The sequence below is a fragment of the Xanthomonas sontii genome (assembly GCF_040529055.1).
In the GTDB taxonomy this organism is placed as follows: Bacteria; Pseudomonadota; Gammaproteobacteria; order Xanthomonadales; family Xanthomonadaceae; genus Xanthomonas_A; species Xanthomonas_A sontii.
Genome location: NZ_CP132342.1, coordinates 4,284,149 through 4,297,614, shown reverse-complemented (window position 1 = coordinate 4,297,614; position 13,466 = coordinate 4,284,149). Strand labels below are relative to the sequence as shown.

Below are 13,466 nucleotides of genomic sequence, written 5' to 3'. Positions count from 1 at the left end.
CGCGGCATGGCGGCCACGACGGCGCAGCGCAGGCGTCGCACGAATCGGAAGATCTGGCTGTCGTGCGGATGCGCGATGGCGGCGGGGATGTTGCCTGCGCACGAGTGGTGGGCGGGTGAATGCGCGCCCGGTTCTTGTAGACGAGAGCGGCATAGCCTGACCGCGGCCCGATCTCTCCGCGGCGCGTACAAGGTGCGTGGTGCACTGCCCCTCTCCCATCGGGAGAGGGGTTGGGGTGAGGGTACGGAGCGAAGCGCCTCGCGGAATCAGGTCCACGAGGCTTCGCCCGGACCCTCATCCGCCCCTTCGGGGCACCTTCTCCCGACGGGAGAAGGGGATCCATGGTCTCGGTGGGAGAAGGGGTTGTCTACGGCGCCAGCTGCGGCGTGCTAAGGCGTTATTGCCCCTCTCCCGGCGGGAGAGGGGTTGGGGTGAGGGTGCGGAGCGACGCCTTCGCGTATCCAACTTGCGCTAGCGGACGCTGTACGAGGCTTCGCCCGTACCCTCATCCGCCCCTTCGGGGCACCTTCTCCCGACGGGAGAAGGGGATCCATGGTCCCGATGGGAGAAGGGTTGTCTACGGCGCCAGCTGCAGCGTGCTGATGCCACCCTTGGCCACGACCGGACCGGTGGCGACGCCGCCGGGCGCGCCGCCGGGCGGTTCCATGGTCACCGCCAGCACCGCGCCGTCGCTGAGCATGGGCATCAGCGCATCGGGAATGCGCGCCACGCGCGCCTTGGCTTCGTCGAACACGCCCATCGAGCGCGCCTTGCCGTCGGCTGGGATCAGCCACAGTTCCGGCACGCGGCCGGCGTCGCGGGCGCCGGCCAGCGGGGTGAGGGTGATGCTGCGCTTGTCGGCGTCCATCAGCGCCACGTAGCCGGGCTTGCCGTCGTCCTGCATCAGCGTGGAGGTCATCGCGATGCCGCTGGGCTTGGGCGTGGTGGTGGCGACCGGTGGCGGCTGCGCGGACGGCGGCGGCACCGGCGCACGCGCCAGCAGCAGCGCCAGCAGGCAGGCCGTGGCGGTGGCGAAGCCGCCGGCGCTGAGCCAGCGCCAGGTCCGCACGCTGTCCCAGAACCCGGGTGCGGCGGGGCGCGGGCGCGGCCCCGGCGCATCCAGGCCCAGCGAGGCGCGGATGCGCACCCACACGCGCTCGGGCACCGCCACCGGGGCGATCTCGTCGGCCAGCGGCATCAGGTGCTGCTGCCATTGCAGCACGGCCGCGGCGAATTCGCGGTCGCTGTCGATGCGTGCTTCGGCGGCGCGGCGCTCCTGCGCGTCGAGCACGCCGAGCACGTACTCGCCGGCCAGCACGTCGCGCGGCGGCGGGGTTTCCTGTGGATCGGGCACGGAGGCGTTCATCGTTCCAGGCACGCTTTCAGTTTGGCCAGGCCGCGGCGGATCCAGCTCTTGACCGTGCCCAACGGCGTGCCGCTGCGCTGGGCCAGTTCTTCGTAGGTGATGCCTTCGAAGAACGCGGTGCGGATCAAGTCGCCGCGCGGCGGCTCCAGTTCGCCCATGCACACGTCCAGGCGCCGACCCGCCACCCGCCACTCGGTGTCGGCGAGCGGATCGCGGCCTTCGTCCTGCAGTTCACCGGCGTCGTCCAGCGCCACCGACTGCCGCGCAGGTGCGCGTGCGCGCAAATGGTCGATGGCCTTGTTGCGGGCGATCATGGTCAGCCAGGTCAGGCCGCGCGCGCGCTGCGGGTCGAACTGCGCCGCCTTGCGCCAGACCGAGGAGAACACTTCCTGCAGCACGTCCTCGGCTTCGCCGCGCTGCGGCACGATGCGCAGGCACACGCCGAACAGGCGCGAGGAGGTGGTGCGGTACAGGCGTTCGAATGCGGCGCTGTCGCCGGTGGCGGTGGCCACCAGCAATTGTCCTGCTTCGTCGTGATCGGGCGACTCGGTCATGCCGGGAGACGGTGGCGAAGGTCGGCGCGATGCTACAGGCTTTCGCCGCGCCCGTCGCTCAGGCGCGCTGGCGCCGCCACAATACGCACGCGGTGAGCAGCAGGACGATCTCGAACGCGGCCAGGCCGGTCGTGGTCGGGCCGACCGGCCACAGCCGCAGCAGGCTGGCGCTGCGGTAGAGCACGATGGGCACGTAGAACGCCAGTGCCAGGAGCAGGCCGGTGCGCAACTGCCCGGTGCGGGCGAAGTAGCCGAACAGGAAGGCCATGCCCAATTGCAGGCCGCCGTAGATGACCAGGTATTCGGACTGGCCGGAGCGGTCCAGGCCGACATAGCCCACCGCTGCGGCGGTCTGCGCCGGCAGCAGCGTGCACCAGACGGCCAGAAGCGCGTACAGCGCGGCGTTGAACCACAGGTAGGCCTTGGCCATGAGGTGTCCTCGTCGATGCGCGGGCGATGCGCAGGCATGGTTGTAGCGGGTGCGGCGCGGGCCGGCGTGAATGCGCTGACGGCGCGGCTCAGCGCGCGCTGCATTGCGCGACCAGGGGTTGCTGCAGCGCCTGCTGCCAGGCGCCATCGTCGGCCTGGCCGCGCAGGCGTTCGGGAAATTCGATGCGCACGCTCGGGTAGCGGCCGCGCGCGTCGCGGATGTTGCCGACGCCGCGGAATTCGAGCAGGCGCCGGTCCTTGCGCGTGTAGGCGACGCTGAGGTCGGGCAGCAGCGTGCCGTACCAGGCGGCCAGGCTCAGGGTGTAGCGCTGCACTTCGGCGTCGGCCGGGCCGGGAGCGATGCGGAAGTCGAGCGTGCGCAGTTCGCTGGGCAGCACGAAGGCGATGCGCTGCGGTCCGCCGCTGCCCAGGCTGTCCCAGCGCTGGCGCAGGTAGGCGTCGAAACCCGCGTCGATCACCTGCGCCTCGGTGCTCTTGGGCAACGGCGCGCGGCGTTCGGCCTGACCCTTGGCCTGACTGAACATCTCGCGCCCGCTGCCGCTGCGGCGCACACCCTCGCGGTAGCCGCTGCGCGCATCGACCAGTTCGAAGTCCGGCGCGGCGCTGCCGTCGTCCACGCGCTTGCGCGCGAACGCGGCGCCGTCGGTGCACTGGTACAGCACCAGGCGCGCGCCATCCTCGCGGACCCAGTGGCTTTCGCGGTACAGCACCTGTTTGCCGTCGGCGGCATAGGCGATGCCCTCGTAGTGCAGCATCGCCCGCGCAGGCGCGGCGGCGACCAGGGCGGCGGCGCCGAGGGCCAGGGCCAGCGGCAGGTGCGGTCGGGTGAACGGGAAGGCGGCGGTCGACGTCGGCATGCACGGCGCTCCGGTGGGATGACACTAGGACATACGCGGCGGGCGCCGATCCGGATGCGCAGGCGGTGGCGCTCGCGCTGAAGCGTCTGTCTCAGCGCAGGACGATGCAGTCCACCGGACAGGCCGGCAGGCACAGCGCGCAGCCGGTGCACAAGGGCGCCAGCACCGTGTGCATGTGCTTGGCGCCGCCGACGATGGCGTCCACCGGGCAGGCCTGGATGCACTTGGTGCAGCCGATGCAGTCGGCTTCCACCACCCATGCCACCTGCGGCGGCGTGTGGGTGCCACGGCTGCGGTCGTAGGGCAGGGCGGGGACGCCGAGCACCCGCGCCAGGGCGCGCGCGCCGGCGTCGCCGCCGGGCGGGCAGCGGTCCACCTGCGCCGTGCCGGCGGCCATCGCCTCGGCATAGGGACGACAGCCGTCGAACCCACACTGGCCGCATTGGGTCTGCGGCAGCAGGCGATCGAGACGTTCGAGCAGGGGGGCGTGGGCGGGCGTCATGGCGGAGGCGGCGCGCGGCAGCGCCGCGGGGACTACAGAGCGAAGAAGATGCATCGGCGTGGTCAGCCCGCACAGTGTAACGCGGTGCCCATGTTCGCCCGACGGCGCCGCATCGGGCAGTGTCGTCGGCTCAGGCGATCCGGCGCCCGCAGTACCAGCGCTCGTGCGCCAGCGCCAGCATCGGCCGATCCTCGCGACTGTCGCCGTACGCATGGATGCGCCGATAGGCGTTCAGGTCGTACTGCATGCGGATCAGCGCGGCCTTGCGGGGGCCGCAGTCGCCGTGGCGATAGCGGCCGGTCAGGCGCCCATCCTGCACTTCCAGGCGGTTGCAGATCAGGTCCAGCCCATGTTGCGTGCACCAGGGCCGCAGATACAGATCCAGCGAACCGGAGACCAGCACCACGGTGTGCCCCTGGGCCTGGTGCCAGGCGATCCGCTGCATCATGTCCGGTCGCAGCAGCGGCGGCAGCGCCTGCTGCGCATAGTGCTCGGCCTCGCGGGCGATCTCGTCTGCATCGCGGCCGGCGAACACCAGCCGGGTGACCCGCGTGCGCAACGTCGCCGCCGACACCAGGCCCAGCCGATAGCCGGCCAGCCACGGCCCGACCGCCCAGCGCGCCCGCGCCTGCTGCGCCGGCGTGGCCACACGGCGCAGGAATCCCGAATAGGTATCGGCGGTGGTGACCGTGTGGTCGAAGTCGAATAGGGCCAAGTCCATGGGAATGGGGAATGGGGAAACGGGAATCGTAAAAGCGGGTCTGGCGGCGGGCTGCAGCTCTGCGATTCCCGATTCCCGATTCTCCTTTCCCGGCCTTACCGCACCGGCATGCCCGGCTGCGCGCCGCTATCGGCGTCGAGCAGGGCCAGGGCGCCGCCGTCGAAGCCGGCCGACAGGATCATGCCTTCGCTGAGGCCGAAGCGCATCTTGCGCGGGGCCAGGTTGGCGATGAACACCACGCTGCGGCCGACCAGCTTCTCCGGCTCGCCGTAACTGCCGCGGATGCCGGAGAATATCTGCCGCTTGCCCAGCTCGCCGGCGTCCAGTTCGAAGCGCAGCAGCTTGTCCGAACCTTCGACGAACTCGCAGGCCAGCACCTTGCCGATGCGCAGGTCGAGCTTGGCGAAGTCGTCGATGCCGATGACGCCGGGAGTGGGGATTGGGGATTGGGGATTGGTGGCGGCCTTCGCTTCCTGCTTGGCGGGGGGCGCGGCAGTTGGAGTGGGGGCGAGGGTGTCCTTGGAGGCGTCGGTCATGGCGTCGAGCAGCTTGGGGTCGATACGGGTGAACAGGGGGGCGTAGGGCTGGATGGCGTGCGCCAGCAGCGGGGCGTCGAGGTCTTCCCAGGCGCCGAGCGGGGCCGACAGGAACGCCTCGGCCTCGGCGCAGGTGCGCGGCAGCACCGGCTTGAGCGCGGCGGCCAGCACCCGGAACAGGTTCAGGCCCTGCGTGCACACGGCCTGCAGTTGCGCTTCGGCGCCGTCCTGCTTGGCCAGCACCCAGGGCTTGTGTTCGTCGATGTACTTGTTGGCCTCGTCGGCCAGGGCCATGGTCTGGCGGATCGCGCTGGCCGGGTCGTTGCGCTCGTAGGCCTCGCGGATCGGCGCCAGCGCGGCGACGAAGCGCGCGTACTGCGCCGCATCCGGCAGCGCGTCGGCGAGCGTGCCGCCGAAGCGCTTGTCGATGAAGCCGGCGCAGCGGCTGGCCAGGTTGACGAACTTGCCGACCAGGTCCGCGTTGACCCGCGCCACGAAGTCGCCCAGGTTCAGGTCGAGATCGTCGACGCCGCCGGAGGACTTGGCCGCGAAGTAGTAGCGCAGCGCTTCCGGCTCCAGGCCCACGTCCAGGTAGGTGCGGGCCATCACGAAGGTGCCGCGCGACTTGGACATCTTGGCGCCGTCGACGGTCAGGTAGCCGTTGACGTGCAGCCGCGTCGGCGCGCGGTGGCCGGTGCCGTGCAGCACCGCCGGCCAGAACAGGCCGTGGAAGTTGACGATGTCCTTGCCGATGAAGTGGTGCAGTTCGGTGGCGGTGCCGGCGGCCAGGTGCGGCTCGAACGCTTCGCCCAGGCTCGCGCACAGGGTCTGGAAGCTGCTCAGGTAGCCGATCGGCGCGTCCAGCCACACGTAGAAATACTTGCCCGGCTGGCCGGGAATCTGGAAGCCGAAGTACGGCGCATCGCGGGAGATGTCCCAGGCGCGCAGGCCGCCTTCGCTGTCCAGCCACTCCATCAGCTTGGCCTTGACCCCGGGCAGGGCCACGTCGCCGGCCAGCCACTGCCGCAGGAAGCCGTCGAAACGGCCGACCTCGAAGAAGAAGTGCTCCGAATCGCGCAGTTCCGGCGTGGCGCCGGAGATCACCGACTTGGGCTCCTTCAGTTCGGTCGGGGAATAGGTGGCGCCGCAGACCTCGCAGTTGTCGCCGTACTGGTCGGCGCTGCCGCAGTTCGGGCAGATGCCCTTGATGTAGCGGTCGGGCAGGAACATGCCCTTGGCCGGGTCGTAGAACTGCGCCACCGAGCGCCGCGCGATGTGGCCGCCGGCGTCGAGCTTGGCGTAGAACGCCTCGGTCAGGGCGCGGTTGGCGTCCGAGTTGGTCGAGTCGTAATGGTCGAAGGCCACGCCGAACGCGGCGAAATCGCGCTCGTGGCTGGCCTGGATGGCGGCGATGAAGCTCTCCGGGGTGACCCCGGCCTTCTCCGCGGCCAGCATGATCGGCGTGCCGTGGGTGTCGTCGGCGCACACGAACCAGGTGCGGTCGCCGCGCAGCCGCCGCGCGCGCACCCAGATGTCGGCCTGGATATAGCCGACCAGATGCCCCAGATGCAGCGGTCCGTTGGCATAGGGCAGGGCGGTGGTGACGAGAGCGGTGGTCATGGCGGCCGGCGTTTCTGGGGGCCGGGGATTATTGCATGGAGCTGGGAATGGGGAATCGGGAATGGGGAATCGCAAGAGCGCCGCCCGCGAGCTGATGGGCCACGAAAAAGGCGCCTTGTTGGAGTGGGGTGGCATCAGGCCAGCAGATGCCGCTTTTGCGATTCCCGATTCCCCATTCCCGATTCGCGAGAATGGGGACTCGCAAGAGCGGCCGCCCGCGAGCCGATGGGCCACGAAAAAGGCGCCTTTGCAGGCGCCTTGTCGGAGTGGGGTGGGATCAGGCCGGCAGATGCCGCTTTTAACGATTCCCGATTCTCCACTCCCGATTCCCGGCTTCCGTCACTCCCTGATCCAGGTCTGCGTCCGCCCCAGCGCCTCGATACCGATGTAGCCGCGCATCTGCAGCTTCTTGCCGCCGTCGGTCAGGGTGACCTTGGCCTTGTAGGTCTTGCCCTTGGCCGGGTCCAGCACCGAGCCGCCGTCCCATACCGCGGTGCCGTCGGGCTTGAGGCCCCACAGGATTGTCATGCCCTTGATCGGCTTGCCCTTGCGCTCGCCGTCGCACTTGTCGCACATCGGGTTGGGGCCGTGGTTGGACTGCAGGATCTCGACCACCTTGCCGCTCAGTGTGCCGTTGGCGGCCTGTTCGATCTGCACGATCGACTTGGGCTTGCCGGTTTCGTCGTCGATGGTCTGCCAGCGGCCGACCGGCGAGGTGTCGGCGGCGTGCGCCATGAATGCCGCCGCGCTCAGCGGCAGGGCCAGCATCAGGGTCTTGAAGGTCGTGCGCATGTTCCCCTCCCGAGGGATGTCCGGTGCGGCCGGCGCGATGCCGGCCTGATCCGACTGTATACCCAAGCGTATGGTGCTGGGAATCCGCACTGCGGCATGCGGTTCAGCGTGGCCGGCGGTGGGCGTTCAGCCGTTTTCGTACAGTTCCAGCGGCAGGTCGTCGGGATCGGCGAAGAAGGTGAAGCGGCGGCCGGTGTACTCGTCCACACGGATCGGTTCGACCTCCACGCCGTGCGCCTGCAGGTGCGCGACGGCGGCGTCCAGGTCGCGCACGCGCAGCGCCAGGTGGCGCAGCCCACAGGCTTCCGGGCGGCTCGGTCGCGGCGGTGGGGTCGGGAACGAGAACAGTTCGAGCTGGCTGCCGTCGGGCAGGGCCAGGTCCAGCTTCCAGGAGTCGCGGGTTTCGCGATACACCTCGGCGATCACCGGCAGGCCGAGGAGGCGGCAATAGAAATCCTTGGAGCGCGCGTAGTCGGAGGCGATGATCGCCACGTGGTGCAGGCCATCGAGGGTCAGGCTCATCGGCACAGCGCCTGTCCGAATTGCAGCAGATGGCCGTCCGGATCGCGGATCGCGAATTCGCGCATGCCGTAGTTGAAGTCTTGCAACGGATAGACGATGCGCCCATGCGGATGCAGCTGCTGCCACCAGGCATCGACCTCGTCGGTGCGGAAGTACAGCGAGCAGGCGGCGCTGGCAATGGAGGTGTCGGCCTCTGTGTGGTGCGCAGCCAGCATCAGTGCCAGCGGGCCGTGCCGCAGCGACACCCAGCCCGTCGCCACCGTGCCGCTGTCGAGGCGAAACGCCAGCGTTTCGGTATAAAACGCCAGTGCCGTGGTCAGGTCGGCACAGCGCAGCATCGGTGTCAGCGTAGTGAAGGTCATGCGCTGAGTCGGGGCGAGCGAAACGGGGCAATCCATGGGAGAAGCATAGCGCACCGGTGCGGCCGCACCGCTGCGCGTGCCGTCTGCGACACTGCGCATTCCATCACTGCGAGGCCGCCATGCCGCACAACCCGCTTGCCGCGCTGCTGGCCGAGGACCGGTGCCTGGTGCTCGACGGCGCGCTGGCCACTGAACTGGAGCGTCGCGGCTGCGATCTGCGCGATCCGCTGTGGTCGGCGAAGATCCTGCTGGAACAGCCTGACCTGATCCGCCAGGTGCACCAGGATTATTTCGCCGCCGGTGCGCAGTGCGCGATCACCGCCAGCTACCAGGCCACGCCGCAGGGCTTCGCTGCGCGCGGGATCGACCTCGCGCACTCGCAACGCTTGATCGCGCGCAGCGTCGAACTGGCGCAGCAGGCACGGCAGGCGCATCTCGCGCGGCATCCGCAGGCGGGGCCGTTGCTGGTTGCCGGCTCGGTCGGTTCGTATGGCGCCTACTTGGCCGACGGATCCGAGTACCGTGGCGACTATGCGCTGACGCCGGCGCGAATGCGCGATTTCCATCGCCCGCGCATCGCGGCCCTGGTCGCGGCCGGTGTGGAGTTGCTGGCCTGCGAAACGCAGCCGTCGCTGGCGGAAATGGCGGCCTTGCTGCAGGTGCTGGAGGAGTTTCCTGAGGGTGTCGCCTGGTTCGCCTGCACCTTGCGCGATGCCGCGCACCTCAGCGACGGCACGCCGTTGCGCGAGGTGGTGGCGTTGCTCGACGGCCATCCGCAGGTGGTCGCGCTCGGCGTCAACTGTGTCGCCCCGTCGCTGGCCACTGCGGCGTTGCGTCATCTGGCGACGCTGACGCGGTTGCCGCTGGTGGTGTATCCGAACGCGGGCGAGCACTACGACGCCGAGCGCAAATGCTGGCAGGCCGACAGCGCCGATGCCGGCAGCCTGGTCGACCACCTCGCCGCCTGGCGTGCCGCCGGCGCCCGCCTGATCGGCGGCTGCTGCCGCACCACGCCGCAGGACATCGCGCAGCTGGCACGGCGTCTGGCATCGTCGTAGAGGAGGGGGCGCTCGCCTTGCACGCGACGGCACGATGGCTTCGCCGTCGGTTTTCAGTGGGTGTCGGCGCTGGTCGATCGCCTTGGCCAAGGGGTTCATGCGCGCCCAGTGCACTGATGCAACTGGTGTGCGATCCGCACCGAGTGGAATGGGCGCAACGGGACGGCGATTGCATCAACGGGACGTCGCTGTAGTTCCCACTCCTGTCGCGCTGCACTTGCAGCAGCCGGCATGCCAGGGAGCTGCACTGTGGGAGGGACTTCAGTCCCGACGCCCTTCACTACAACGCGTCGGGACTGAAGTCCCTCCCACAATGGGTTCGTGCGCGCTCATGTCCTGGTGGAACTGGCGTGCTATCTGCCTCCGTGCGGCGGCTGCTTTCCCGTAGGGGCGGCTTCAGCCGCGACCGGGCTTCACCAGCAAGGCCCCATCGCGGCTGAAGCCGCTCCTGCGACGATCCCGCGACGCCTCAGGTCGCATGTTCCGCGGGAGGAGCGGCTTCCCGCTCACCCCTTCTTCTTGCTCGCCACCCAGCGCTCGATCTTTTCCTGCAGTACGTTCAGCGGTACCGAGCCATCCTTCAGCACTTCGGCGTGGAATTCGCGGATGTCGAACTTGTCGCCGAGTTGCGCGCGCGCGTAGTCGCGCAGCTGCAGGATCTTCATCTCGCCGATCTTGTAGGACAGCGCCTGGCCGGGGATGGCCATGTAGCGCTCGGCCTCGGCTTCGGCGTCGGTGCGGCTGGTGGCCGAGTTCTGCAGCATGTAGTCGATCACCTGCTCGCGGGTCCAGCCCTTGCTGTGCAGGCCGGTGTCCACCACCAGGCGGATCGCGCGCCACAGCTCGTTCTGCAGGTAGCCGAAATAGTTGTAGGGATCCTGGTACAGGCCCAGGTCCTTGCCCAGCGATTCGGCGTACAGGCCCCAGCCTTCGATGAACGCGGTCTCGCCGCCGAAACGACGGAACTTGGGCAGGTTGGTCAGCTCCTGCTGCAGGCCGAGCTGGAAGTGGTGGCCGGGAATGGCTTCGTGCAGGTACAGGTCTTCCGCATCCCAGGTCTTGCGGCTGGGCAGGTCGTAGGTGTTGACGTAGAAGATGCCGGGGCGGCCATCCTCGCTGGGACGCATGTACGAGCCGCTGGCGGCCGACTGCGCGCGGTACGGCTCCACCGGGCGGATCTCGAACGCGGCCTTGGGCTTGAGCGAGAACATGCGCGGCACCGCCGCGTCGACCCGGCCTTCCAGGCCGCGGTAGTAGCTCAGCAGCTCGTCCTCGCTCTTGAAGGTGAAGCGCTTGTCGGTCTGCATGAACTTGAAGAACTTCTGCATCGAGCCGCGGAAGCGCACCTGCTTCATCACCGCCTGGATCTGGCCCTGGATGCGCGCCACCTCGTCCAGGCCGATCTGGTGGATCTGGGCGGGGGTCAGGTCGGTGGTGGTGCTCTGGCGCACGTTCCAGGCGTACCAGGCATCGCCGCCGGGCAGGGCGCCGATGCCGGCGGTATTGCGCGTGGCCGGCAGATATTCGGTGGCGATGAAGCCGCGCAGCGCGCGGTAGGCGGGCATGATCCGGTACTCGATCATGCGCTTGTATTCGGCGGTGATGCGCTGCTTCTCGGCCTCCGGAATGTCCGCCGGCAGGTTGCGCACCGGGCCCCAGAACAGGCTCTCCTCGGCGGTGGGCTTGATGATCGCATCGAGCTGCGGCAGCACCTTCTCCATCAGCGCGCGCGGCTGCACCACGCCGGCCTTCATGCCTTCGCGCATGTTGGCGATGGCCTGGTCGAACAGCGCCGGGATGCCGAGCGCGCGCCGCGACCAGTTGTCGTAATCCTTGACCGTGCGGAACGGCTGCGCGCCGGTGCCGGAGCCGAGCATCACCATGATGCTGCCGACGTTGTAGAACTGGTTCACCGGCTGCATCCAGCTGGGGTATTTCTCCGCCTCCAGCGCGTTGCGCGCGTCGCCGACGAAGATCTCGTAGCTGAGCAGGTCCTGGCCGCTGAGTCCGTCCTTGCCGATCGCCTCGGCCTTGCCCAGCCACTCCACGGTGAAGTCGTGCGACTGCTGGCGGAACGCGGCCGAGAGGAAGTTCGGCAACTGGTCGTTGTAGCGGCTGTCGCCCTGGAAGGTCGCCTGCAGCGGATTGAGCTTGAGCGAGGCTTCCCAGTAGTCGTCGTACAGCCGGTTCAGCTGTTGCGCCTTGGTCAGCACCACCGGGGCCGGCGCCGGCCGCGCCTTGCGGGCCTTGCTCGCCTTGGCGCGGGTCTGCGCGGTGGTCTGCTTGGTGGTCTTCTTCTTGGCCGCGTCCGCCGGGGCCGCCAGCGACAGGCTCAGGGCGGTGGCGATGGCCAGGGACAGCAGGCGGGAAAAGCGGGGCGGCATTGCGGGCTCCAACGACAAGCGAGCGGGGAGCTTGCCCGATCCGCACCGCCGAGGCCACCCATGGCCGCTGCCTGCGGGCGCCCACCGCCCTGTCGCGGGCGGGCGCCGTGTCGCGAGGGGCCAGGCGGCATCGGCGTCTGCGGCGCTGCACGACGGCCGCGCGCAAGCGCGTGCGGTGCGCTCGCGCGTGTGCCGGCGTTCAGTCGGCGGCGGCTTCCTCGCGCAGTTGTTCGGCGCGTTCGGGGGTCAGGTAATCGGTGATCAGCCGCCGCATCAGGTACAGCAACGGGATCAGCAGCACCGCCAGCAGCATCTTGCAGATGTAGTTCAGCGTGCTCACCGCCAGGAACAGCTGCATCGACCAGTGCTGCGGGCCGAGCACGAAGGCGATATAGATCACCACGAAGCTGTCGATCAGCTGCGAGACCGCGGTGGAGCCGGTGGCGCGCAGCCACACGTGCTTCTCGCCGGTCACGTTGCGGATGCGGTGGAACACCGCCACGTCGATCAGCTGGCCGGCCATGAACGCGACCAGCGAGCCGGCGATGGTCCACATGCCCTGGCCGAACACCGCGGCGAACGCGGCCTGGTAGTCGGGCACGCCCTGGTGTTGCGCCGCGGTGACCCAGAAGCCGGCTGGGGCCAGCGCGATCGCGGCGAACGCGAACAGGAAGCCGTAGCCGATCAGCGCCACCGCCAGCCAGGAGATGAAGCGCACGCCGCGGCGGCCGAAGAACTCGTTGATGGTGTCGGTGAGGATGAACACCAGCGGCCACAGCAGGGTGCCGGCGGTGAAGTTCATCGAGCCCGTCTGCCCGAACAGGTTCCAGTTCAGCGGCGCGATGCCCAGGGTGTCTTCCAGGGCGAAGATCTTGACCCCGATGAACTCGGCCAGCGCGGCGTTGACGCAGAAGAACGCCGCCAGGGCGATGAACAGCCGGACCGCGCGATCGTCGAGCGTGCCGCGGCGCATCGGCGTCAGCGGTCCACGGTGCGGGTGAAGGGCACGCTCTCCGGCGACACCGCGCCGCCGGAGATGATGAAGCTCATGGCCTGGTCCACGCTCCAGTCGGTGGGCGTGAGCAGTTCCACCGGCACGATCTCCAGGTAGCCGGAGGTCGGGTTGGGCGTGGTCGGCACGTACACCGCGGCCAGCTCGCGGCCGGTGCCGTGTTCCTTGATGACCCGCGTCACCAGGCCCACCGACTTCATGTCCCGGTGCGGGAAGTCGATCAGCACCACGCGCTGGGTGCTGCCGGGCTGGGTCTGCAGGATGTCCACCAGCTTGCGCACGCTGTCGTAGACCACGCTGGCCAGCGGGATGCGGCGCATCACGGCCTCGAACCAGCGCAGCAGGCGCTGGCCGATCATGCGCCGGCTGAGGATGCCGACCAGCAGGATCACCGCCAGGGTGGCGATCAGGGCGATGGTGTTCTGCACCCATTGCGCGGTGGCCCAGCCCAGCTCGCGCGGGAACGAGGCGGCGATGCGCACCGACAGCGGCACCACCCAGGGGCTGCTGATGCCCGAGAGCAGCACGAACACGAACTTGACCACCACCCAGGTCAGCCAGATCGGCAACAGGGTCAGCAGGCCGGTGAAGAACAGCCGTTGCAGGGACGGGCGGGGGGCGGGAGCGGAGAGATCGGGCGACATCCGCGTAGTGTAGCGGCGCGTGATGGCCGTTGGTGCGGCGCCGCATGGTCTCGTGGCGCGGCCGTGCAGCTGCGATTGGGCCGGGC

14 protein-coding genes are annotated in these 13,466 nt (G+C 69.3%); 1 reads left to right on the top strand and 13 read right to left on the bottom strand.

The window, feature by feature from the left end:
* Positions 1-577: 577 nt before the first annotated feature.
* From RAB70_RS18055 to RAB70_RS18010, 10 genes are all read right to left on the bottom strand, one after another.
* A complete protein-coding gene (locus RAB70_RS18055; protein WP_148827577.1) occupies positions 578-1,366 on the bottom strand; it encodes an anti-sigma factor domain-containing protein in 789 nt (262 codons plus the stop codon).
* The gene (locus tag RAB70_RS18050) at positions 1,363-1,920 is read right to left on the bottom strand and encodes a sigma-70 family RNA polymerase sigma factor (protein WP_017917756.1); all 558 of its coding nucleotides are present in this window, start codon (positions 1,918-1,920) and stop codon (positions 1,363-1,365) included. The genes RAB70_RS18055 and RAB70_RS18050 overlap by 4 nt, the downstream gene beginning before the upstream one ends.
* Positions 1,921-1,978: 58 nt before the next feature.
* Entirely contained in the window at positions 1,979-2,350 is a 372-nt protein-coding gene (locus tag RAB70_RS18045; RefSeq protein WP_017910216.1) for a hypothetical protein, read from the bottom strand.
* A gap of 88 nt (positions 2,351-2,438) precedes the next feature.
* The gene (locus tag RAB70_RS18040; protein ID WP_148827576.1) at positions 2,439-3,227 is read right to left on the bottom strand and encodes a hypothetical protein; all 789 of its coding nucleotides are present in this window, start codon (positions 3,225-3,227) and stop codon (positions 2,439-2,441) included.
* A gap of 91 nt (positions 3,228-3,318) precedes the next feature.
* Positions 3,319-3,729, bottom strand: a complete 411-nt coding sequence (gene rnfB / locus RAB70_RS18035) for an Rnf electron transport complex subunit RnfB (RefSeq protein WP_017910214.1) — start codon at positions 3,727-3,729, stop codon at positions 3,319-3,321.
* A 130-nt stretch (positions 3,730-3,859) separates the two neighbouring features.
* Complete coding sequence (locus tag RAB70_RS18030; protein ID WP_148827575.1) at positions 3,860-4,450, bottom strand: HAD family hydrolase; 591 nt, start codon at positions 4,448-4,450, stop codon at positions 3,860-3,862.
* Positions 4,451-4,545: 95 nt separating this feature from the next.
* Positions 4,546-6,606: a methionine--tRNA ligase gene (gene metG, locus RAB70_RS18025; protein WP_148827574.1), complete on the bottom strand. Its 2,061-nt coding sequence runs from the start codon at positions 6,604-6,606 to the stop codon at positions 4,546-4,548.
* A 339-nt stretch (positions 6,607-6,945) separates the two neighbouring features.
* A complete protein-coding gene (locus tag RAB70_RS18020; RefSeq protein ID WP_017910211.1) occupies positions 6,946-7,398 on the bottom strand; it encodes a DUF2147 domain-containing protein in 453 nt (150 codons plus the stop codon).
* Between the two features lie 126 nt (positions 7,399-7,524).
* Complete coding sequence (locus tag RAB70_RS18015) at positions 7,525-7,914, bottom strand: VOC family protein (protein WP_199286304.1); 390 nt, start codon at positions 7,912-7,914, stop codon at positions 7,525-7,527.
* A 2-nt stretch (positions 7,915-7,916) separates the two neighbouring features.
* On the bottom strand, positions 7,917-8,381 hold the full coding sequence (locus RAB70_RS18010) for a VOC family protein (RefSeq protein WP_225851512.1): 465 nt from the start codon (positions 8,379-8,381) through the stop codon (positions 7,917-7,919).
* A 20-nt stretch (positions 8,382-8,401) separates the two neighbouring features.
* Between RAB70_RS18010 and mmuM the strand changes: the two genes are divergently transcribed.
* Complete coding sequence (gene mmuM / locus RAB70_RS18005) at positions 8,402-9,340, top strand: homocysteine S-methyltransferase (protein ID WP_148827572.1); 939 nt, start codon at positions 8,402-8,404, stop codon at positions 9,338-9,340.
* Positions 9,341-9,846: 506 nt separating this feature from the next.
* Here mmuM and RAB70_RS18000 read toward each other — a convergent pair.
* The 3 genes from RAB70_RS18000 to RAB70_RS17990 form a co-directional block, all read right to left on the bottom strand.
* Complete coding sequence (locus RAB70_RS18000) at positions 9,847-11,724, bottom strand: DUF885 family protein (RefSeq protein WP_148827571.1); 1,878 nt, start codon at positions 11,722-11,724, stop codon at positions 9,847-9,849.
* A 199-nt stretch (positions 11,725-11,923) separates the two neighbouring features.
* Positions 11,924-12,697 (bottom strand): queuosine precursor transporter, encoded by a 774-nt coding sequence (locus RAB70_RS17995; protein ID WP_017910206.1) that lies wholly within the window; start codon positions 12,695-12,697, stop codon positions 11,924-11,926.
* A gap of 5 nt (positions 12,698-12,702) precedes the next feature.
* Positions 12,703-13,380, bottom strand: a complete 678-nt coding sequence (locus RAB70_RS17990; protein ID WP_017910205.1) for a DUF502 domain-containing protein — start codon at positions 13,378-13,380, stop codon at positions 12,703-12,705.
* Positions 13,381-13,466 lie beyond the last annotated feature (86 nt).

What these genes read in the sequence shown, in the direction of transcription:
- RAB70_RS17990 (WP_017910205.1), bottom strand. Translation starts at nt 13,380, where the DNA reads ATGTCGCCCGATCTCTCCGCTCCCGCCCCCCGCCCGTCCCTGCAACGG.
- RAB70_RS18040 (WP_148827576.1), bottom strand. Translation starts at nt 3,227, where the DNA reads ATGCCGACGTCGACCGCCGCCTTCCCGTTCACCCGACCGCACCTGCCG.
- RAB70_RS18020 (WP_017910211.1), bottom strand. Translation starts at nt 7,398, where the DNA reads ATGCGCACGACCTTCAAGACCCTGATGCTGGCCCTGCCGCTGAGCGCG.
- mmuM (WP_148827572.1), top strand. Translation starts at nt 8,402, where the DNA reads ATGCCGCACAACCCGCTTGCCGCGCTGCTGGCCGAGGACCGGTGCCTG.
- RAB70_RS18050 (WP_017917756.1), bottom strand. Translation starts at nt 1,920, where the DNA reads ATGACCGAGTCGCCCGATCACGACGAAGCAGGACAATTGCTGGTGGCC.
- RAB70_RS17995 (WP_017910206.1), bottom strand. Translation starts at nt 12,697, where the DNA reads ATGCGCCGCGGCACGCTCGACGATCGCGCGGTCCGGCTGTTCATCGCC.
- RAB70_RS18030 (WP_148827575.1), bottom strand. Translation starts at nt 4,450, where the DNA reads ATGGACTTGGCCCTATTCGACTTCGACCACACGGTCACCACCGCCGAT.
- rnfB (WP_017910214.1), bottom strand. Translation starts at nt 3,729, where the DNA reads ATGACGCCCGCCCACGCCCCCCTGCTCGAACGTCTCGATCGCCTGCTG.
- RAB70_RS18000 (WP_148827571.1), bottom strand. Translation starts at nt 11,724, where the DNA reads ATGCCGCCCCGCTTTTCCCGCCTGCTGTCCCTGGCCATCGCCACCGCC.
- RAB70_RS18010 (WP_225851512.1), bottom strand. Translation starts at nt 8,381, where the DNA reads ATGCGCAGTGTCGCAGACGGCACGCGCAGCGGTGCGGCCGCACCGGTG.
- metG (WP_148827574.1), bottom strand. Translation starts at nt 6,606, where the DNA reads ATGACCACCGCTCTCGTCACCACCGCCCTGCCCTATGCCAACGGACCG.
- RAB70_RS18045 (WP_017910216.1), bottom strand. Translation starts at nt 2,350, where the DNA reads ATGGCCAAGGCCTACCTGTGGTTCAACGCCGCGCTGTACGCGCTTCTG.
- RAB70_RS18055 (WP_148827577.1), bottom strand. Translation starts at nt 1,366, where the DNA reads ATGAACGCCTCCGTGCCCGATCCACAGGAAACCCCGCCGCCGCGCGAC.